This window comes from Klebsiella sp. P1CD1 (assembly GCF_003790505.1).
GTDB classification, from domain to species: domain Bacteria; phylum Pseudomonadota; class Gammaproteobacteria; order Enterobacterales; family Enterobacteriaceae; genus Klebsiella; species Klebsiella variicola.
In genome coordinates this window covers 154,379-175,196 of record NZ_CP033631.1, presented here as the reverse complement: position 1 = coordinate 175,196, position 20,818 = coordinate 154,379, and the positions used below count along the sequence as shown (strand labels likewise).

Below are 20,818 nucleotides of genomic sequence, written 5' to 3'. Positions count from 1 at the left end.
GCGCTGCCGACCCGCGGCTTTTCACCCTGCGTAGCCGCTCGCAAAGTGAATGCCCGCCAGAGGCACGACGACGACAGGATTGTGATAAGATGCGCGGATTCTGGTCTACGGCAACAGGAAGACATCATGATGACTCTGGCGGGTAAAAAAATCGTCCTGGGCGTCAGCGGCGGTATCGCGGCGTATAAAACCCCGGAACTGGTGCGCCGACTGCGCGAACGCGGCGCGGAGGTGCGTGTCGCGATGACGGAGGCGGCAAAAGCGTTCATCACCCCACTCAGCCTGCAGGCGGTATCCGGCTATCCGGTTTCCGACAGCCTGCTCGATCCGGCGGCGGAAGCGGCCATGGGCCATATTGAGCTCGGGAAATGGGCCGACCTGGTGATCCTCGCCCCGGCAACCGCTGATTTAATCGCCCGCGTGGCGGCCGGCATGGCCAACGACCTGGTGTCGACGATCTGTCTTGCCACCCCTTCCCCGGTTGCCGTGGTGCCCGCCATGAACCAGCAGATGTATCGCGCGCAGGCCACCCAGCAGAATCTGCAGACGCTGGCTTCCCGCGGCCTGCTGCTGTGGGGACCGGACAGCGGCAGCCAGGCCTGCGGCGACGTCGGCCCGGGGAGAATGCTCGATCCGTTAACCATCGTGGAGATGGCCGCGCAGCATTTCGCCTCCCCTGTCAAAGATTTGCAACATCTCAACCTCATGATTACCGCGGGCCCGACCCGTGAGCCGTTGGATCCGGTGCGTTACATCAGCAACCACAGCTCAGGCAAAATGGGCTTCGCGATTGCCGCCGCCGCCGCGCAGCGGGGCGCGAACGTGACCCTGGTCAGCGGCCCGGTATCACTACCGACACCGCCGTTTGTTCAGCGCATTGATGTCACTACCGCACTGGAAATGGAAGCCGCCGTCCAGGCCGGCGCTCAGCAGCAGCATATTTTTATTGGCTGCGCCGCGGTGGCGGATTACCGCGCCGCCGTCATCGCCGAAGATAAAATTAAAAAACAAGGTGATGAATTAACAATAAAAATGATTAAAAACCCGGATATCGTGGCCGGGGTTGCGGCGCTAAAAGCCCATCGCCCTTACGTCGTTGGGTTTGCCGCCGAAACGAATAATGTGGAAGAATATGCGCGGCAAAAACGTGCCCGCAAAAACCTCGACCTGATTTGCGCTAACGATGTTTCTCAGCCTGATCAGGGCTTTAATAGCGATAACAACGCATTACACCTTTTCTGGCAGGATGGGGAAAAGCGCTTACCACTTGAGCGCAAGGAACTCCTGGGCCAATTATTACTCGACGAGATCGTGACCCGTTATGATGAAAAAAATCGACGTTAAGATTCTGGACCCGCGTGTCGGCCAGCAATTTCCGCTGCCGACCTATGCCACCTCCGGCTCCGCCGGACTTGACCTGCGAGCCTGTCTCGACGACGCCGTAGAGCTGGCGCCGGGTGCAACCACGCTGTTGCCGACGGGCCTTGCGATTCATATCGCCGATCCCTCTCTGGCGGCGGTAATTCTGCCACGCTCCGGCCTGGGCCATAAGCATGGCGTAGTACTGGGCAATCTGGTGGGCCTCATCGACTCCGATTACCAGGGGCAACTGATGGTGTCCGTCTGGAACCGCGGTCAGCAGAGCTTTATTATCGAGCCGGGCGAACGTATCGCGCAGATGGTCTTTGTGCCGGTCGTGCAGGCGGAATTTAACCTGGTGGAAGAGTTTGACGCCACCGACCGCGGCGAAGGCGGCTTCGGTCACTCAGGGCGTAAATAAGCCCAGCAACACGGAACCTGCATCCCAACGCGCATAACGCAATAACATCACCGCAAACTCCGGTTTGCGGTCGCGTTGTGGATGTCTGCCTGACAAGTGCTTATTTTCAGGGGTATTTTAAAACATGGCAGAAAAGCAAACTGCGAAACGGAATCGTCGCGAAGAAATACTTCAATCTCTGGCGCTCATGCTGGAATCCAGCGATGGTAGTCAACGTATTACCACCGCGAAACTGGCGGCTTCCGTCGGCGTCACCGAAGCCGCGCTGTATCGCCATTTTCCCAGCAAAACCCGCATGTTTGACAGCCTGATCGAGTTCATTGAAGACAGTCTGATTACGCGCATCAATTTGATTTTGAAAGATGAAAAGGACACCACCGCGCGCCTGCGCCTGATCGTTCTGTTGATTCTTGGGTTTGGCGAGCGTAATCCTGGGCTGACGCGTATCCTCACCGGGCACGCGCTAATGTTCGAACAGGACCGGCTACAGGGCCGCATCAACCAGCTTTTTGAGCGCATCGAAGTGCAGCTGCGTCAGGTGATGCGCGAGAAAAAAATGCGTGAAGGCGAAGGCTACACCCTCGACGAAACCCTGCTGGCCAGCCAGCTGCTGGCCTTCTGCGAGGGTATGCTGTCGCGCTTTGTGCGCAGCGAGTTCAAATATCGTCCGACGGATGATTTCGAGGCCCGCTGGCCGCTGGTCGCCGCACAGCTGCAGTAAATCCTCACATGCAGCCGCCAGGCTGCATGATTCTCCTCGCAATCTGCGTAAGTTTGTTGCAAATCCCAGGGCCATTGGTTGAATTGCCCAATGCGCGTTTCCGCTTTCCTTTCCTACTATCCAGCTTGCTGATCGTTTCACCCTCCCCCAACACCACCCGACAAGGAGAGATTTGATGGCGACGTCACGGCGGGATTTATTGAAGATAGGCGGGTTGGCAACCGCATCGCTACTAGTCAGTCAAAAAAGCTTCGCAGCATGGGCCCCTTCTGAACGCTATCCTGACCCACGCATCGTGGCCGTCGATGACAGCTTTCGTCGCTATATGCTTGCCAGCGCAAAGGTTGAACGCATCGCCAGCGGCTTCCGTTGGGCGGAAGGCCCGGTCTGGTTCGGCGACATGCGAATGCTGCTGTGGAGCGACATTCCGAATAACGCCATCATGCGCTGGGATGAAATCAGTGGAGAAACCAGCGTCTTTCGCTACCCGGCCAATTATAGCAATGGCCACGCCCGCGACAGACAGGGGCGCTTAATCAGTTGCGAGCACGACACCCGCCGCATTACGCGTACCGAATACGATGGATCTGTCACCGTACTGGCCGATAGCTACCAAGGTAAGCGCCTCAATTCCCCAAACGATATCGTTGTGAAGTCAGACGGTACCATCTGGTTTACCGACCCGCCATTTGGCATCAGCGGCTTTTACGAAGGCCACAAAGCAACGCCAGAATTGCCGCAAAACGTCTATTGCCTGGAGCCGGAAAGCCGCAAACTAAGCGTGGTATTGGGCGACATAAAAGGGCCAAATGGTTTGTGTTTCTCGCCGGACGAAAAGACCCTGTACGTGGTGGAAAGCCGGGCGACACCGAACCGCTTAATTCTGGCGTGGGACGTGGAAGGCAATACGCTGAAAAATAAACGGGTGTATCTCGACTGTGGCAACGGTACCGCCGATGGGATCGCCTGCGACGCAGACGGCAATCTGTGGTGCGGATGGGGAAGCGGAAACGAAGAACTCGACGGCGTGCGGATCTTTAACCCTCAGGGTAAGCATATCGGCACCATTCAACTGCCGGAGCGCTGCGCGAACTTGTGTTTTGGCGGCGAACAGCGCAATCGGCTGTTTATGGCGTCCAGTACGTCAATCTATTCGCTGTACGTCAATGCGCAGGGCGCTAAGCTGGTATAGAGGAAATATCCGGCAGCCGAGGCTGCCGGATGCATCATCAGATGCCGTAGGCTTCACGATAGGCACGAACTGACGCCAGATATTCCGCCATCTCGGGTTTCTCTTCCAGATAAGCAATCAGCTCTTTCAGAGTGATGATTGAGATAACCTGGCAGCCGTAATCCCGCTCCACTTCCTGAATAGCGGAAATCTCGCCGCGGCCGCGCTCCTGACGATCCAGGGAGATCAGTACGCCCGCCAGCTGGGCGCCCTGGGCCTGGATAATCTCCATGGATTCGCGGATCGCCGTACCGGCGGTGATCACGTCATCCACCAGCATCACACGCCCCTGCAGCGGGCTACCGACCAGGTTGCCGCCTTCGCCGTGGGTTTTTGCCTCTTTGCGGTTAAAGCAGTAAGGCAGATCGCGGTCATGATGCTCAGCTAACGCCACCGCGGTGGTGGTGGCGATCGGAATACCTTTATAGGCCGGGCCAAACAGCAGGTCGAACTCAATCCCGGAATCCACCAGCGCCTCGGCATAAAAACGGCCCAGCAGTGCCAGATCGCGCCCGGTGTTAAACAGGCCGGCGTTGAAGAAATAGGGGCTCTTGCGCCCGGATTTCAGCGTGAACTCGCCAAACTTAAGAACCTGCTTGCTAAGCGCAAACTCAATAAACTGGCGCTGATACGGCTTCATGGATTCGCTCCTTTTGGTACTTTCATCATTGTCAGACTACGCGCTCATCCTTCGCAGGTGTAATGAAGGATGAAGCGCAAAAAAAAGGCGACTTCTCAGTCGCCTTAATCATTAATTTTCTAACGCCGCCTTCTGCGTCGTGATGATGGATTCGATCCCCCCTCGGGCTAACGCCAGGAGAGTGAGGAGCTCTTCATGGGTGAACGGCTCGCCTTCTGCCGTCCCCTGCACCTCAATAATGCGGCCATCTTCGGTCATCACCACGTTCATGTCGGTTTCCGCTGCGGAATCTTCGATGTACTCCAGATCGCAAATGGCTTCGCCGTTAACGATACCAACGGACACCGCGGCAACCATCCCCTTCATTGGGTTGGTTTTCAGCTTGCCGGCTGCCACCAGTTTGTTCAGCGCATCGGCCAGCGCCACGCAGGCCCCGGTAATCGACGCCGTACGGGTGCCGCCATCGGCCTGCAGCACATCGCAGTCGAGTGTGATGGTGAATTCACCCAGCGCTTTCAGGTCAACCGCCGCGCGCAGCGCGCGAGCGATCAGACGCTGAATTTCCATCGTCCGGCCGCCCTGCTTGCCTTTTGCTGCTTCACGCGCGTTACGCGTGTGCGTTGAGCGCGGCAGCATGCCATATTCAGCGGTGATCCAGCCCTGCCCCTGTCCTTTCAGGAAACGCGGAACGCCTTCGTCAATGGAAGCGGTGCACAACACTTTGGTATCACCGAATTCGACCAGCACGGAGCCTTCAGCGTGTTTTGTGTAATTACGGGTCAGGGTGACGGGACGCACCTGATTAGCGCTACGGCCTGCTGGACGCATGATAGAAATCTCCGGCTTGAAACGAATGTGGGGCGCATTATACGAATTTCATGGCGAAAAGCCTATGCCAACACGTGCCGGGCACGCACATAATGTCAGTCCAGTGTTTTACGATAAGATTTCAACCCCACGCCAATCACTATCACCGCCAGGCCGATCAGTGGCAAAAGGTCGGGTAATAATGCCATCGCAGAATAGCCTTTCAGCATGATGCCCTTAACCAGTCGGATGAAATAGGTCAGCGGTAAACAGGAGCCAATGGCTTTCGCCCAGTCAGGCATACTAATAAAGGGGCTGATAAAGCCGGAAAGCATAATGGAAGGAATAAAGTAAAATGACGACATTTGCAGCGCCTGCAGTTGGTTTTGTGCCAGGCCAGAAATACCAATGCCAATTGACAGGCAGAGGAAAACATATATTAACAGCACAAAAAAAAGCAGAAAAACGCTACCATGAAGGGGAATATCGAACAATAGCACAGCGGCAATCAGAATTAACGTCGCCTGGAACAAACCGATGACAACAAAAGGCGTTATCTTCCCGACAATGACCTCAAACCCGGTCAAAGGAGAGACCAGTAAATTTTCTAACGCCCCGTTTTCTCGCTCACGGGTAATAGACAGGGCGGTCATCAGGATCAAGGTGGTACTGAGTATCGATCCCATAATACCTGGAATAGTATTAAACTGGGTAATCCCCTCAGGGTTAAACATCCGATGGATAATAAGCTCGAAATCATCCTCTTTTTGCGAGACACGCATGTCGCCCGGCAAGTCGTGTTGAAACATCGATTTCGCCACCTGTACAAGGGCACTTAGCGCATTCCCCGTGGTTATCGGATCGATGGCATCCCCCTGAATTAACAGCTGAGGCTTTTCTCCACGCAGCATCTTGCGCGTAAACCCCTCAGGAATCGTCACGATAAAAGTGACATCTCCCCGAACGAACGCTTTCTGCGCCGCCTCTTCTGAATCGACAGGAATCATTGAAAAATACCCTGTATTTTGCGCTTCCGTCACAAAAATATGACTCATGCGTTCGGTATCGTAATTTAATAACGCGGTAGGAAGATTATGGGGATCCATATTGATCGCATAGCCAAGAATGATCAGCTGAAAAATAGGTGTCAGGAGCACCATACTAATGCTGACTTTATCACGACGTAATTCGTGGATTTCCTTAATAACCACGCCGATCCAACGGGTAAAGGAGAAGCTTAAATTAATTTTTTTCACAATCGTTTTTCATCAAGTAGGTAAATGCATCTTCCAGATTGGTAGCCACCTGACAGAACTCATAGCCCTGTTGTGTAAATGCAAAAAGCGTGGACTTTAATTTGGCTTCATCTCTGGAAGTAATATAAAGCTGATTGCCAAAAATGACCGTTTGCTCAATCTCCGGCAAGCGTTGTAGCTGGTTTTCAAGCAGCGTCAGACCGGTGCCGCTGGTTCGCATGGTGATCAGATTCTGGGACGCGATAATCGACGAAATAGTGCCATTCGCCAACAGACGGCCATAAGACAGATAGGCAACCTTATGGCAGCGCTCGGCCTCATCCATATAATGCGTGCTCACCAGGATTGAGATCCCTCTGTCCGATAACTGATGCAGCATTTGCCAGAACTCTCGCCGCGCTTTCGGATCCACGCCAGCGGTTGGTTCATCGAGAAACAACAAAACGGGTTCATGCAACATGCAAGCGGCGAGGGCCATTCTTTGCTTCCAGCCGCCAGAAAGCTCCCTGGCCTGCTGATGCTGTCGGGTAGTGAGGCCTAACTCTGAAAGCGCGCGTTCAACCCGGGCTTTACGTTGGTCGAGGCTATACAACTGCGCGATAAAAAGTAAGTTTTCCCGGATGGTTAAATTTCCCCACATTGAGAAATACTGGGTCATATAACCTATCTTTTTTTTTATTTTTTCCCGCTGCGTAAAGATGTCCATGCCCAGACAAGAGCCTTCACCTGAATCCGGGGTAATCAAACCACACATCATCCGAATCGATGTTGTTTTCCCGCTACCGTTCGGCCCAAGAAAACCATAAATTTCGCCTTTTGCCACCTGCAAAGAGAAATCCTTTACGACGTGATGCTCACCAAAATACTTATTGAGATTTTTTACATCAATACAAAGATTATTCATTACCAATAACCTCCACATCAAACGGCTGGCCGATTTTCATCCGCTCAGCCTGCTTCCGGGCAGGAACAGCCTCAGCCATAAAAATGAGTTTCTCCCGGCGTTTCGTACTATAAATAACCGGAGGCGTAAATTCCGCTTCAGGACTGATGTAGTTAATCACGCCAGCAATGGGCTCAGCGCAACCATCGCATATCAGTTTTACCTTAGTTCCGATTTTAAATTTACCAAGCATCGCCTCGGGTATAAAAAAGCGTACTTTTATATTCTCAGGAGGTAACAGACTAATTATTGGTCTGCCGGCAGTGGGCCGTTCCCCGGCACGATAAATAATATCGAAGACTTTAGCATTGACCGGAGAAACAATCGTCGTTTGCTGGACATCCCAAAGCGCCTTGTCACGTTCGAGTTTTGCCGCGGCCACCATCGAGAGCTGTTTGCTAATCTCATCCTGACGGGCAGGCAGTTGCCGCGCTTTGAGTTGATTAATTAACTCTTCAACCTGCGCGCCTTTTTGCGTTAACTCATCCCGGATATCCTCCCATTCTGCGAGCGAGATGGCGCGACTGGCGTAAAGATTACGATACCGCTCAAGCTGACGCTTTACCTGGGATTCCGCCGATCGTGCTTTTTTAATCTGGGCACGAATAATATCCAGCTCTTCAGGCCGCTCTCCCGACTCCAGATTTCGCAATAATGCGCTCTCTGCAGAAAGTTTTTCCTCAGCTCGCAGGAAAATATTTTGCGCATCAAAGGACTCAATCTTCACTAACTCTTGCCCAGGCGTGACATTATCTCCTTTCTTAATGAATAGCTGTTCAATTTTTGCAGTGGAAGAATAAGAAAGATAGACAAATTCGCCATGTGAATAACCAGATAACCTGTTCTCCGGTTTGTTATCACACCCCGTTATCATCAGCATCGCTATCACAACAATAAATATATTTACTGGCTTTTGCATTAAAACGCATCCGTACGCATAGAGTTTTTCATTACTGATGTCTGGATTGAATTATTCTCATTCCAAACCCTAACGTTATCGTCAGTTTAATCCTTTAAATAATGCTTAAAGTATATTTCATTCAATTTATCGAGAGCACTCAGGTTTAAACCAGCGATCGAGTGAAAAGCATCATCTTTTGTGAATGCAAGAATCGACGATCCGCCTGGAGAAAACCATTTAGCGCTCTGTTTAAAAGGCCATGGTAGTTCATAACCTTTTTCTCTCAGTAAATCGTTAAGCACACGCCAGTCGTCTCTAAAATCATTTCCGGAAAATGGGCTATCACTTTGTGCACCTTCTGCAGTGAATAATTGAATTGGCGTACAAAAGTTAACCGAACTGGGAAAGTACATATTATAAAAGCTTACAATGAGTTTCTGCACCTCTTCAGGAAAAGAGCCGGGGATCGTCAACACACCTAACAAATATTTATAGTCTGGATATCTTTTTATAAAATCAAATATCCCGCGCCATAAATAATCAAGAACATTACTTTTTTGATAAGGCTTCTGGATAAATCCACGGCCGATTTCCACACACTGGCTTAAACAGGAATAGGCATTATTATGGTACTTGAACAGGCTGTTGCTATAGAGGCCTGTTATTCCATGTTGCGCTAACTGCTCACCAACGGGTATTAGACGATAGGCACCCAGTATTTCTTCATCAGAAGGATCCCATAAAATGATATGGTAATAGGTTTCATCAAAAACATCATTATCTCTGTCTTTACCGGATCCAGCGCCAATATCGCGATAACAGCGCTCGCGTAAGCGCCCTAGCTCATCAATAATGGGTGAGTCTCCGAGGGTATTGCAGCGAAATATCAATAATTTTCTACCATCATCAAATTGTCTTAATACTTCGCACTCTTCTATTGCGTTTATTAAACTCTCTCGACTACCTGTTAATTGTTGCGGAGAAACCGTATCTACCAGCGCCGGGCCATTCTCTCCGATGCTCTGGAGATGCATCAAGCATACACTTGACGCGGCAGACAGATCTTTATTAAATCGATTAAACGAAGATAAGGCTATTTGCTGCCCTACTTTGATTTTCATGGTCTTACCACGATGGCGTAGCGCTTCACGAATAATCATTATATTTGACAGTTGCCGCCAGACCGTCGCAGTTATATAATAAGTTTTGCTGTTTGATCCCGTAATATGGACAGGTACCAGCGCCGCGTTGTTTCTCATCGCCAGTTGTAAAAAACCGGGATTCCATTGATGTTCCTGTAAACCTGAAAGAGACCAGCTAGCCAACTTACCTGCAGGACAAATAATCAACACACCACCGTTCTTCAGGTGATCGTTCATTTCCCTGAATTTCTTATGGCTCATCTTACCAGCCATATTCTCAATACCAATGGTAAGTTCTGCCACCTGTGGGAATATCATTGGCAAAATATGGTTAGCCACTATTTTTATATCTTTCCTGACCTGAGCGATAGTATGTATTAAAGCAATACCATCCATTACCGTCGGATGATTTGAAATAACAACTGTAGCACCCTGTCGGGGTATATTATTAAAGTCAGAGTATTCCGTTTCACATTGGACGTTAAAAAAATCAATGACCGAACTAACCCAATGCACACCATTTTTATCAATTAACCGTTCGTCGTTTATTAAACGAGAGAATATCCTATTGCCAAATGCGGCTCTGAAAACCCATTTTTTCCAGTGTGGAATATGGGTATCCGGGAAAAACTCTCTAATGACTCTGTCAAAGATAGCGTTCATATTAAAATCCTTTTTATAGAACTAATCTAAAACGACTATACTCGTGATCCTTCTGTCGGACAATACCGCCCAAAATGAAAACCCACTAATACAAAATTAATGAATATAGTTGAAGTGATAATATTCATGAAGACAATATAAACAATAGCAGGTTTAATATATTCGCCGCAATAAATTCAAAAAAAGCATACATAATACTTAAAGATAATACACCGTAGTATTTCCAGTGGTTATATTTGACACGAAAGCATCACTCTGATCAGATTTTCCGCCAAGAAACTAGCTCGTATAGCATCATCTGTATTTGATGTTCACGCCAAATAACATAAAACCATTAACTACAGCAAAAAGTAATATCTCCCCGCGGTCAACAAAGCGCAGAAAAACCATTTCTTCAGTAACCCCAAATAATTAACCACATATAACTTAACAGCGTCATTGACGTAAAATTGCCAATACAAAACGTCTTATTTTTACCCACAACAGAAGCATACCGCTCGCTTAACTTAGTAATTGCATGAAATAGATTGCGGCTATGCCCCTCAAAACAATCGCCATCCAGGTATTTCATCACTATTCCTGTTAAGTCACCGCCCGCATAGCTATAATCCTTGCATTCATTATTACGAAAACAGGAACGTCTATGATCCGCAGTATGACCGCCTATGCCCGCCGTGAAATCAAGGGTGACTGGGGTAGCGCCGCATGGGAGCTGCGCTCGGTAAACCAGCGCTATCTGGAAACGTACTTCCGCCTGCCGGAGCAGTTCCGTAGTCTGGAGCCCGTGGTACGCGAGCGCATTCGCGCCCGCCTGACTCGCGGTAAAGTCGAATGCACCCTGCGTTTTGAACAAGATCCCAGCGCTCAGGGTGAACTTATCCTCAACGAAAAGCTGGCTAAACAGCTGGTCAATGCTGCCAACTGGGTGAAAATGCAGAGCGATGAAGGGGAAATCAACCCGGTTGATATCCTGCGCTGGCCGGGCGTGATGGCCGCCAAAGAGCAGGATCTCGACGCCATCGCCGCCGACATTCTGGCCGCTCTTGATGGCGCGCTGGACGACTTCATCGTCGCCCGCGAAACGGAAGGCCAGGCCCTGAAAGCGCTTATCGAGCAGCGGCTTGAAGGGGTGAGCGGCGAAGTGACCAAAGTTCGCGCCCATATGCCGGAAATCCTCCAGTGGCAGCGCGAGCGTCTGGTTGCCAAACTGGAAGACGCGGAAGTGCAGCTGGAAAATAACCGTCTTGAGCAAGAGCTGGTGCTGATGGCGCAGCGTATCGACGTTGCCGAAGAGCTGGACCGCCTTGAAGCGCACGTTAAAGAGACCTACAACATTCTGAAAAAGAAAGAGGCTGTGGGTCGCCGTCTCGACTTTATGATGCAGGAGTTCAACCGTGAGTCGAACACCCTGGCGTCAAAATCGATTAACGCCGAGGTCACCAACTCCGCGATTGAGCTGAAGGTACTGATCGAGCAAATGCGCGAACAGATCCAGAATATCGAGTAACGCTTTCTCACCCATCCAGGCACTACCGTATAAAAGGTCATGATCAATCATGGCCTTTTTATTTATCTCTCCCGCCGGCTGACGATAAGAATCTACGTATAAAAATAGTCGTCCAGTTTTCGGTTGTGGCAAATGAGCCCAACGCGGCACAGTCTGGGGACACACCACCGCGGGAGAAAAGAATGAACTTCAACGCGCTTCACCAGCAAAACCAACCGTTGTTGCTTGCCAACGTCTGGGATGCCAGCAGCGCTCAGGCCGCTCAGCAGGCCGGTTATCAGGCGCTGGGCTCCTCCAGCGCTGCTATCGCCGCAATGTTAGGGTATGAAGATGGCGAAGAGATGAGTTTTGACGAGCTGTTATATATCGTCTCACACATCAAAGCTGTTAGCGAACTGCCGTTAAGCGTCGATTTAGAGGCGGGCTACAGCGCCACAACCAGCCACATCATTGACAATATCCAGCGTCTGGCGCATCTCGGCGTGAGCGGAATAAACCTCGAGGATAGTCATGTGGTGAATAATACGCGTCGTCTTGACGATGCCGTGGTCTTTGCCGCCAAAATCCAGGAAATCACCCACGCTTGTCCCGATATGTTTGTTAATGTCCGCACCGATACCTTTCTTCTCAACATACCAAATGCACTGGATGAGACGCTCTATCGCGGTCAGTTATACGCTAACCATGGTGGATGCGGTTTTTTTGTGCCTTGCGTCACCCGCGCGGAAGATATTACCGCCATTGTCCGCCACGTGCCTTTACCCTTAAACGTAATGTGTATGCCTGAGCTGGCAGACTTCAGTACCTTATCGGCACTGGGCGTAAAACGAATTTCGATGGGCAATTTTATTCATGCTGCCACACAGGCCAGACTGAAAGACTTATTATGTCAGGTGCAAGCTAACTACTCTTTCTCGGGTGTTTTTTGACCATGAAAATTACCGACAGCATCCAGTGCGATATCTGGTATCAGGCGCTGCTTGAACGCGCTGTGGAGTTTACCGGCGTCTTTTTCGTTGGCGTGAAAACCACCGGCGTATTTTGTATCTCGGTCTGTCGGGCGCGAAAACCCAGGCGGGAAAACGTCGAATTCTATAATGACGTTAAATCCGCGCTGGATGCCGGGTTCCGGCCATGCAAAGTCTGTCGCCCGACGGAGAATGCCCGGACAGCCCCCGCCTTTGTTGAGCAAGCGCTCCGCCTGCTGCGAGAAGACCCGAAGGTTCGCCTCAGTGATAGCGAACTACGTCAGCACGATATTAGCCCGGAACGCGTTCGCCGCTGGTTCCTGCAAAACCACGGGATCACCTTTCAGGCTTTTCAACGGATGCAGCGCGTTAATATGGCGCTTCAGGAGCTGAAAGCAGGCCGATCAACCACCGATGTCGCTTTCGATAGCGGCTATGAGTCCTTAAGCGGTTTCGGCTATACCTGCAAAAAATTGACCGGTTCCGCACCCAGCGCGCAACGCCAGGTTGTTTTAATTCATCGTTTTACCACCCCGTTAGGGCCAATGTTTGTTTGTGCAACGCAGCGGGGGATTTGTCTGCTGGAGTTTGTCGACAGACGAGCGCTGGAGACAGAATTCAGCGACCTGCAGCGACGGTTCGACGCCAGCATCATCGCCGGTGAAAACGCCCACACCCGGCAGGCGCAACAGGAAATAACGGAGTATTTTGCCGGGCGGCGTCAATCGTTCGAGGTGGCGCTTGATACCCCTGGCAGCGAATTCCAGCGAGCGGTCTGGCGCCATTTACAGTACGTTAGCTTCGGTGAGACGACGCATTATCAATCGATTGCGATGGATATCGGTAAACCAACGGCCACGCGCGCGGTGGCTGCTGCAAACGGCGCTAACCGCGTCGCGATTATCATCCCCTGCCATCGAATTATCGGCAAAGATGGTTCGATGACCGGTTACGGCGGCGGCATTGCACGTAAAAAATGGCTTATTAACCATGAGGCAACCATCAGGGAAAAATGCGGCTGATTTTACTTCCCGGATGAAGGGCCCCTCCCTGTTCACTTTCACTGCGGCTCGGTAAACCTATTTTTTGTCCAGCGCCCGGCAGGTTAAAAACGCCCCTGCCGCGCACAGCAGCGCCGGAGCCAGATAGCTGTGATCCATGTGGGTGAACTCCATCACCAGCGCCACCGCGGTCAGCGGCATCTGCATGGAGGCGGCGAGAAACGCGGCCGCCCCCACCAGAGCGAAGCTGCTTTTATCTCCGCCAGGGAAGCCGAGCTGCCAGAGCGCGCAGAGCAGCAGACTGACCAGTCCGCCTACCGCCAGCCCCGGGGTTAACAATCCACCCTCCGCGCCGCCGCGCAGCACCGCCAGGATCACCACCATCTTCAACACTAACAGGATAGCGACCATAGAGAGAGGCAGCCCGTCGCTGAGCGCCAGCTGCATTGGTCCCTTGCCGTTGCCCGGAAGTTCCGGGAAATAAAGGCTCAGGATGGCAAGAAGGGAAAACCCCAGCAGACAGAACACCGGCATCTGCCAGTTACTTCGGACGCGTGAACGCGCTGCGCTGGTCGCTTTACGAAAGAGCCAGGCGCCGGTGCCAAGAATCGGGCCCGCCAGAATCGCCCACCAGAGAAAGGAATGCGGAAGCGTGCTGGAAACAAAATGGTATTGCGATTCATCCCCTAACCCCAGGGTAGCCGTCCACGCGGCAATCGCCGAGGTCATTATCGCCGCCAGCGTTTTTTCCCAGCTAAACGACAGCAGCATGACCTCAAGGCTGAACAACGCCCCTGCCAGCGGGACGTTATAGACCGCCGCCAGACCGGCGCCCGCCCCACAGGCGATCAGGGTGCGGGTTTCATCTTCCAGCAGGCCCAGCTTACGCGCCACCATCCCCGCCCCCAGCGCGCCCATTTCCCGGGGCGCCACTTCGCGGCCAAGCGGGGAACCCAGCGCTACGGTGACGATCTGCAGCAGGGCGTGGATCGTCGTGGTGCCTGCTGGCATGGGTACGGAAGGGTTGGCCACCGCCGCCGCAATGGAAACCCGCTTCTGCCCATAGCGACCAAGCAGCCACCAGCCAAATCCGGCGACGACGCCGCCGGCCACGATTGCCGCGATGCGGCGTGGCCAGGACGACTCCGTGACGCCCTGTAAAAATGACACCGAACCGACGATCTGCCCGGCACTGTAGCCAAAAGCCAGGTGCTGTATCGCGTGTAAAATCAGCGCCAGCACCATGCCGGCCAGGCCAGCCAGAATCCCGGTTAATACCACGGCTATCAGGCGGGTCAGATTGTTTTTATTCCCGGCGGCGACGCTCATTTTCTCAGGCCTTGAAAAGGAAAAATAAAAGAATAAAGGACGAGACTTAAACATTGCGTAATCATAGTGTCTTCGATAGTGATACCCGTCGCTTCACTTAGCATTACTTTTTCTAATCAATAAAAATACCTAAAAAATCAATAAACCTTTAAATCAAGCCATCACAGATACTACTTCCATTAATTTTTCCTGGCGTAAATGATTCGCTTTAGAAAATCTCAATCGTGATCCTGCGCACAAATCGTTAACCTGCCCGCCATTATCTGGGGGGATCTATGCTGCTTCATGTTCTGTATTTAATCGGTATCACCGCGGAAGCCATGACCGGCGCGCTGGCTGCCGGGCGTCGGCGGATGGACACGTTTGGCGTCATCATTATCGCCACCGCGACCGCGCTGGGCGGGGGTTCCGTTCGCGATATCCTGCTGGGACATTATCCTCTCGGCTGGGTGAAACATCCGGAATATGTCATTATTGTCGCTGTCGCCGCTGTCCTCACCACCATTGCCGCTCCAGTGATGCCTCACCTTCGCCGGCTGTTTCTGGTGCTGGACGCGCTGGGGCTGATCGTGTTTTCCATCATCGGCGCGCAGATCGCCCTGGATATGGGCGAAGGTCCGATCATCGCCTCTATCGCCGCGGTCATCACCGGCGTTTTTGGCGGCGTACTGCGCGATATGTTCTGCAAACGCATTCCGCTGGTCTTCCAGAAAGAGCTCTATGCCGGGATCTCGTTTGCCGCAGCCGTACTCTATATTGCCCTGCAACATTACGTCAGCAGCCACGATGTGGTGGTGCTGGCTACGCTGCTGTTCGGCTTTACCGCCCGCATGCTGGCACTGCGCTGGAAACTGGGGCTACCGGTCTTCCACTACACCCATGATAGCCACTAACCGCCTCAAAATCCGGGGATGCGCTGACCACTGAGCCATTGCGCCAGCGCCACCACATCCGGATGGTGCAGGAAGGCCACCAACTGGCGGGCTCTGATCTCCCCCACGTCCGGCAGCGCGCGCCATTGCGCTTCACTTTTTGCCGCCAGCAGATGCCAGTTTTCGCTTTCGAGCTGCGTCAGCGCCCCCTGAGGCACCGGGAGCCCCATCGCCAGCACCCAGCGGATAAAAGGCCGTTTGCGAACGAGATCAAATTGATGCCAGAGGTGCTGCCCGCGGGCGGCGGAGATCCCTGGCACCGCCTGCAGCTGCTCCACCGTAAGCGCCAGCCAGGAAAAAATATGCGTCATCGGGTTTTGCTGCTGAATGGCGCGCCATAAATGTTCCCCCACGCCATCGACATCCAGCGCGGACTTTGATGACAGCCAGATCAGCCGGGAAAGAAACTGTTCGCTGCACTCAGGGGTGGCGAAATAGCAGGTTAGCGCATTGAATTTCGCCGCCGGCGGCGTCGGTTTATGGCGCTCGGCCGTCCGCCAGACGACGGCGTCGATCCGAGGAATCCCCTGCCCTGCCAGACTGATCTGCAGCTGATCGCCAACCCCAATATCCAGCGCCTGCCAGCGGGCCACAGAGCCAACATTAACCCGCTGCACGCGTTTATCATCCAGCCGCTGGGGCTCAAGCTGGGCCACGACGTTGAGCCTGCCGCTGCGGCCAGTGCTGAAATGGATCGCCCGTACCTCCATCACTTGCGAGGCCGGAGGATACTTCCAGGCCGCCAGCCACTCTCCCTTTCCGGGAGACCAGGCACGTCCCGGCGGTTCGCGCCCTTCGCGCACAATCACGCCATCGCTGACGAAGGGAAGCGGCGAGCGATACCAGCGCTGGCGCCACTGCGCCACCTGTTCGACGCGCGTCACCGGGTGGGTATATTGCCCGCTGTACTTAAACCCCGCCTGCGTCAGCAGCTGCTGTCGACGGCGCATATCCGACGGGCCGTCTGGCCAGGCCCAGATAAAAACGTCCAGTTGACTGAGCGCCGCCGCCGCGTCGGCTCGCATCATCAACCCGGCGACTTTCGCCCGCGCGTTCATCCCCCCAGCCTGCTGCTGAACATGGCCGTCCCGGCGCAGAAACAGCTCCCCCTGCAGCACGCTGTTGGCCAGTTCACCGGTCGTCACTTTCGCCAGCGCCGGGATCTGCCGCGCTCGGGCGGTCCATGCCTCACCGCGCAGACCATCGCCGCGGCTAATGGCCTGAACCAAACTCCCCTGGCGATAGACCAGGGTCACCGCCACGCCGTCCACTTTAGGCTGTATCCACAGGTCGGTTTTATTTTTCATCCAGTGGGCCACGCTGACCTCATCCGCCAGCTTGCGCACGCCGGTATGGGCCACCGGATGACGCGCATCGCCGGTGGGCGGAGGCAGATCGTCATCTTCAGGCGTCGCGCCCGGAAAGCATTGTCGCCACTGCGTCAGGCGCAGGGTGAGCTGGTCGTAAACCTCATCGCTCACTTCGCTGGCGCCTTGTCGCCAGTAGTCCTCTTTCCAGGCGACAATTTGCTGATGAAGGCGTGAAATCTCCTGCCTTCCTCTGGCCGGCGGCCAGTCCGGACACGTCGCCAGCGCGCTGGCAGAGAACATCCCTAGCGCCAGCCACCACCCTCCTTTACGCATTGCAGTCCCTCCTTCATCACCTGGCGGAGAGTCTGCTGTAGAACACCGCGAGCCGCGACGGGTACTTTTTCGCCTTGCGAAGCGTCTTCCAGGATTTACGCTTCATTGCAGCAACGGCTAGCGAATTCAGGAAAACGGCAGGCAAAATGAAAGAAACAGCGGCAAAAAGTGTGACAATGACTGCGTCACGCCGCGGCGACGTGTATAATAGGCTCGTATGTAGGACCTCTTTCGATAACCACATACAAAAGACACTCATGGCTCAAGGCACGCTTTATATTGTTTCCGCCCCTAGCGGCGCGGGTAAATCCAGCCTGATTCAGGCTTTATTAAAAACCCAACCGTTGTATGACACCCAGGTATCGGTTTCCCATACCACGCGGGCGCCGCGTCCGGGTGAAGTGCACGGCGAACACTATTTCTTCGTGAATCACGACGAATTCCGCTCGATGATTGGCGAAAACGCGTTTCTGGAACATGCAGAGGTCTTTGGCAACTATTACGGCACGTCGCGTAAAGCGATCGAGCAGGTGCTGGCGACCGGCGTCGATGTCTTCCTCGATATCGACTGGCAAGGTGCGCAGCAGATCCGTAAAAGCATGCCCGGCGCACGCAGCATTTTTATTCTGCCGCCGTCAAAAGATGAACTGGACCGTCGCCTGCGCGGCCGCGGCCAGGACAGCGAAGAGGTGATCGCGAAACGGATGGCCCAGGCCGTTGCGGAAATGAGCCATTACGCGGAATATGATTACCTGATTGTGAACGATGATTTTGACACCGCCCTGAGCGACCTGAAAAATATCATCCGCGCTGAACGTCTGCGCATGAGCCGCCAAAAGCAGCGACATGGCGCTTTAATCACCAAACTATTGGCAGACTGAACCCACATTCAGTATCATGCCCAGTCATTTCTTCACCTGTGGAGCATTTTAAGTATGGCACGCGTAACTGTTCAGGACGCTGTAGAGAAAATTGGTAACCGTTTTGACCTGGTACTGGTCGCCGCGCGTCGCGCTCGTCAGATGCAGGTAGGCGGAAAGGATCCGCTGGTACCGGAAGAAAACGATAAAACCACCGTTATCGCACTGCGCGAAATCGAAGAAGGTCTGATCAACAACCAGATCCTCGACGTACGTGAGCGCCAGGAACAGCAAGAGCAGGAAGCCGCTGAATTACAAGCCGTTACCGCGATTGCTGAAGGTCGTCGTTAATCACACAGCGGGTCGCCCTTGTATCTGTTTGAAAGCCTGAATCAGCTGATTCAAAACTACCTGCCGGAAGAGCAAATCAAGCGCCTTCGGCAGGCGTATCTCGTTGCACGTGACGCTCACGAGGGTCAGACACGTTCAAGCGGTGAACCCTATATCACGCACCCGGTCGCGGTAGCCTGCATTCTGGCCGAGATGAAGCTCGACTATGAAACGCTGATGGCCGCGCTGCTGCATGATGTGATTGAAGATACCCCCGCCACCTACCAGGACATGGAACAGCTTTTTGGTAAAAGCGTTGCCGAACTGGTAGAGGGGGTGTCGAAACTTGATAAGCTCAAGTTTCGCGATAAGAAAGAGGCGCAGGCCGAAAACTTTCGCAAAATGATCATGGCGATGGTGCAGGACATCCGCGTCATCCTCATCAAGCTTGCCGACCGCACCCACAACATGCGTACTCTGGGCTCGTTACGCCCGGATAAACGCCGCCGCATCGCCCGCGAAACGCTGGAAATTTACAGCCCGCTGGCGCACCGTTTAGGTATCCATCACATCAAGACCGAGCTCGAAGAGCTGGGCTTTGAAGCGCTGTACCCTAACCGCTACCGCGTCATTAAAGAGGTGGTCAAAGCGGCGCGCGGCAACCGTAAAGAGATGATCCAAAAAATCCTCTCCGAAATCGAAGGACGGTTGCAGGAAGCGGGCATCCCCTGCCGCGTCAGCGGTCGCGAAAAGCATCTGTACTCCATCTACTGCAAAATGGTGCTTAAAGAGCAGCGTTTTCACTCGATCATGGATATCTACGCCTTCCGCGTTATCGTCCATGATGCCGATATCTGCTATCGCGTGCTCGGCCAGATGCACAGCCTCTACAAACCGCGTCCAGGTCGTTTCAAAGATTACATCGCCATTCCGAAAGCGAACGGCTATCAGTCTTTGCATACCTCGATGATCGGCCCCCACGGCGTCCCGGTCGAGGTACAAATTCGTACCGAAGACATGGACCAGATGGCGGAGATGGGGGTTGCGGCGCACTGGGCTTATAAAGAGCACGGCGGCGAAAGCAGCACCACCGCGCAAATCCGCGCTCAGCGCTGGATGCAAAGCCTGCTGGAGCTGCAGCAGAGCGCCGGCAGCTCGTTTGAATTTATCGAGAGCGTAAAATCCGATCTGTTCCCCGATGAGATTTACGTTTTCACCCCGGAAGGTCGCATTGTCGAACTGCCCGCTGGCGCCACGCCGGTGGACTTCGCCTATGCGGTGCATACCGATATCGGCCATGCCTGCGTTGGCGCGCGCGTCGACCGCCAGCCTTATCCGCTGTCGCAGCCGCTCTCCAGCGGCCAGACTGTCGAAATTATCACCGCGCCGGGCGCACGCCCGAATGCCGCCTGGCTGAACTTTGTCGTCAGCTCGAAAGCGCGCGCCAAGATCCGTCAGCTGCTGAAAAACCTTAAGCGCGACGATTCGGTCAGCCTTGGCCGTCGTCTGCTCAATCACGCGCTGGGCGGAAGCCGCAAACTCGCCGAGATCCCGCCGGAGAATATACAGCGCGAACTCGATCGCATGAAGCTGGCCACGCTTGACGATCTGCTGGCGGAAATCGGTCTGGGCAACGCCATGAGCGTCGTGGTGGCGAAAAATCTGCAGCAGGGCGAAGCCGCTGCGGCGCCGGTACCGGCTAACGCGTCGAACCACGGCCATCTGCCGATCAAAGGCGCCGATGGCGTGTTGATCACCTTCGCCAAGTGCTGTCGCCCGATCCCAGGTGACCCGATTATCGCCCACGTCAGTCCGGGTAAAGGGCTGGTTATCCACCATGAATCCTGTCGTAACATTCGCGGCTACCAGAAAGAGCCGGAGAAATTTATGGCGGTTGAGTGGGATAAAGAGACCGCTCAGGAGTTCATCACCGAAATCAAGGTGGACATGTTTAACCACCAGGGCGCGCTGGCTAACCTGACGGCGGCGATCAACACCGCGTCTTCCAATATCCAGAGCCTGAATACGGAAGAGAAAGATGGCCGCGTATACAGCGCCTTTATCCGCCTGACCGCGCGTGACCGCGTGCATCTGGCGAATATCATGCGCAAAATCCGCGTCATGCCGGACGTGATTAAAGTCACCCGTAACCGAAACTAGCTTT

Annotated in this window: 20 protein-coding genes; 11 read left to right on the top strand and 9 right to left on the bottom strand. The window is 53.6% G+C overall.

What is annotated here, in order from left to right:
- The first annotated feature begins 129 nt into the window (after positions 1-129).
- From coaBC to DTA24_RS00835, 4 genes are all read left to right on the top strand, one after another.
- A complete protein-coding gene (gene coaBC / locus DTA24_RS00850; RefSeq protein ID WP_032691473.1) occupies positions 130-1,344 on the top strand; it encodes a bifunctional phosphopantothenoylcysteine decarboxylase/phosphopantothenate--cysteine ligase CoaBC in 1,215 nt (404 codons plus the stop codon).
- Positions 1,322-1,780: a dUTP diphosphatase gene (gene dut, locus DTA24_RS00845; RefSeq protein ID WP_012540306.1), complete on the top strand. Its 459-nt coding sequence runs from the start codon at positions 1,322-1,324 to the stop codon at positions 1,778-1,780. Before coaBC ends, dut begins: the two co-directional genes overlap by 23 nt.
- Positions 1,781-1,904: 124 nt before the next feature.
- Positions 1,905-2,501, top strand: a complete 597-nt coding sequence (gene slmA, locus DTA24_RS00840; RefSeq protein WP_123836525.1) for a nucleoid occlusion factor SlmA — start codon at positions 1,905-1,907, stop codon at positions 2,499-2,501.
- 175 nt (positions 2,502-2,676) lie between these two features.
- Entirely contained in the window at positions 2,677-3,693 is a 1,017-nt protein-coding gene (locus DTA24_RS00835; RefSeq protein WP_008806830.1) for an SMP-30/gluconolactonase/LRE family protein, read from the top strand.
- Between the two features lie 37 nt (positions 3,694-3,730).
- Here DTA24_RS00835 and pyrE read toward each other — a convergent pair whose 3' ends face one another.
- From pyrE to DTA24_RS27860, 7 genes are all read right to left on the bottom strand, one after another.
- Positions 3,731-4,372 carry an orotate phosphoribosyltransferase gene (gene pyrE / locus DTA24_RS00830; RefSeq protein ID WP_008806829.1) on the bottom strand — a complete coding sequence of 214 codons (642 nt, stop codon included), beginning with the start codon at positions 4,370-4,372 and terminating at the stop codon, positions 3,731-3,733.
- Between the two features lie 111 nt (positions 4,373-4,483).
- The gene (gene rph / locus DTA24_RS00825; protein ID WP_002922602.1) at positions 4,484-5,200 is read right to left on the bottom strand and encodes a ribonuclease PH; all 717 of its coding nucleotides are present in this window, start codon (positions 5,198-5,200) and stop codon (positions 4,484-4,486) included.
- 95 nt (positions 5,201-5,295) lie between these two features.
- Positions 5,296-6,435, bottom strand: coding sequence for an ABC transporter permease (locus DTA24_RS00820; RefSeq protein WP_012540305.1), 1,140 nt, complete (start codon positions 6,433-6,435; stop codon positions 5,296-5,298).
- Positions 6,422-7,339 carry an ABC transporter ATP-binding protein gene (locus DTA24_RS00815; RefSeq protein WP_123836524.1) on the bottom strand — a complete coding sequence of 306 codons (918 nt, stop codon included), beginning with the start codon at positions 7,337-7,339 and terminating at the stop codon, positions 6,422-6,424. The genes DTA24_RS00820 and DTA24_RS00815 overlap by 14 nt, the downstream gene beginning before the upstream one ends.
- Positions 7,332-8,297, bottom strand: coding sequence for an HlyD family secretion protein (locus DTA24_RS00810; protein WP_012967055.1), 966 nt, complete (start codon positions 8,295-8,297; stop codon positions 7,332-7,334). Before DTA24_RS00810 ends, DTA24_RS00815 begins: the two co-directional genes overlap by 8 nt.
- Positions 8,298-8,383: 86 nt before the next feature.
- Positions 8,384-10,084: a lysophospholipid acyltransferase family protein gene (locus DTA24_RS00805; protein ID WP_110196240.1), complete on the bottom strand. Its 1,701-nt coding sequence runs from the start codon at positions 10,082-10,084 to the stop codon at positions 8,384-8,386.
- A 394-nt stretch (positions 10,085-10,478) separates the two neighbouring features.
- Complete coding sequence (locus tag DTA24_RS27860) at positions 10,479-10,655, bottom strand: hypothetical protein (RefSeq protein WP_164481317.1); 177 nt, start codon at positions 10,653-10,655, stop codon at positions 10,479-10,481.
- 72 nt (positions 10,656-10,727) lie between these two features.
- On the opposite strand from DTA24_RS27860, the gene DTA24_RS00800 reads away from it, so the two are divergent.
- The 3 genes from DTA24_RS00800 (at position 10,728) to DTA24_RS00790 (ending at position 13,581) form a co-directional block, all read left to right on the top strand.
- Complete coding sequence (locus tag DTA24_RS00800; protein ID WP_008806823.1) at positions 10,728-11,591, top strand: YicC/YloC family endoribonuclease; 864 nt, start codon at positions 10,728-10,730, stop codon at positions 11,589-11,591.
- A gap of 182 nt (positions 11,592-11,773) precedes the next feature.
- Entirely contained in the window at positions 11,774-12,520 is a 747-nt protein-coding gene (locus tag DTA24_RS00795) for an isocitrate lyase/PEP mutase family protein (RefSeq protein ID WP_048268326.1), read from the top strand.
- Between the two features lie 2 nt (positions 12,521-12,522).
- The gene (locus DTA24_RS00790; RefSeq protein WP_022064900.1) at positions 12,523-13,581 is read left to right on the top strand and encodes a bifunctional transcriptional activator/DNA repair enzyme AdaA; all 1,059 of its coding nucleotides are present in this window, start codon (positions 12,523-12,525) and stop codon (positions 13,579-13,581) included.
- 57 nt (positions 13,582-13,638) lie between these two features.
- Here DTA24_RS00790 and DTA24_RS00785 read toward each other — a convergent pair whose 3' ends face one another.
- On the bottom strand, positions 13,639-14,889 hold the full coding sequence (locus DTA24_RS00785) for a chloride channel protein (RefSeq protein ID WP_042948069.1): 1,251 nt from the start codon (positions 14,887-14,889) through the stop codon (positions 13,639-13,641).
- A gap of 275 nt (positions 14,890-15,164) precedes the next feature.
- Here DTA24_RS00785 and DTA24_RS00780 point away from each other — a divergent pair, with 275 nt between their 5' ends.
- Positions 15,165-15,782 carry a trimeric intracellular cation channel family protein gene (locus DTA24_RS00780; protein WP_012540300.1) on the top strand — a complete coding sequence of 206 codons (618 nt, stop codon included), beginning with the start codon at positions 15,165-15,167 and terminating at the stop codon, positions 15,780-15,782.
- A 5-nt stretch (positions 15,783-15,787) separates the two neighbouring features.
- On the opposite strand, the gene ligB is transcribed toward DTA24_RS00780, so the two are convergent.
- A complete protein-coding gene (gene ligB / locus DTA24_RS00775; protein WP_042948067.1) occupies positions 15,788-17,464 on the bottom strand; it encodes an NAD-dependent DNA ligase LigB in 1,677 nt (558 codons plus the stop codon).
- 257 nt (positions 17,465-17,721) lie between these two features.
- On the opposite strand from ligB, the gene gmk reads away from it, so the two are divergent.
- Genes gmk through spoT form a run of 3 tightly spaced genes read left to right on the top strand, consistent with a single transcriptional unit; the run spans position 17,722 to position 20,814 of the window.
- Complete coding sequence (gene gmk / locus DTA24_RS00770; RefSeq protein WP_002922664.1) at positions 17,722-18,345, top strand: guanylate kinase; 624 nt, start codon at positions 17,722-17,724, stop codon at positions 18,343-18,345.
- Between the two features lie 54 nt (positions 18,346-18,399).
- On the top strand, positions 18,400-18,675 hold the full coding sequence (gene rpoZ / locus DTA24_RS00765) for a DNA-directed RNA polymerase subunit omega (RefSeq protein ID WP_000135058.1): 276 nt from the start codon (positions 18,400-18,402) through the stop codon (positions 18,673-18,675).
- Positions 18,676-18,693: 18 nt separating this feature from the next.
- A complete protein-coding gene (gene spoT / locus DTA24_RS00760; RefSeq protein WP_008806818.1) occupies positions 18,694-20,814 on the top strand; it encodes a bifunctional GTP diphosphokinase/guanosine-3',5'-bis pyrophosphate 3'-pyrophosphohydrolase in 2,121 nt (706 codons plus the stop codon).
- Positions 20,815-20,818 lie beyond the last annotated feature (4 nt).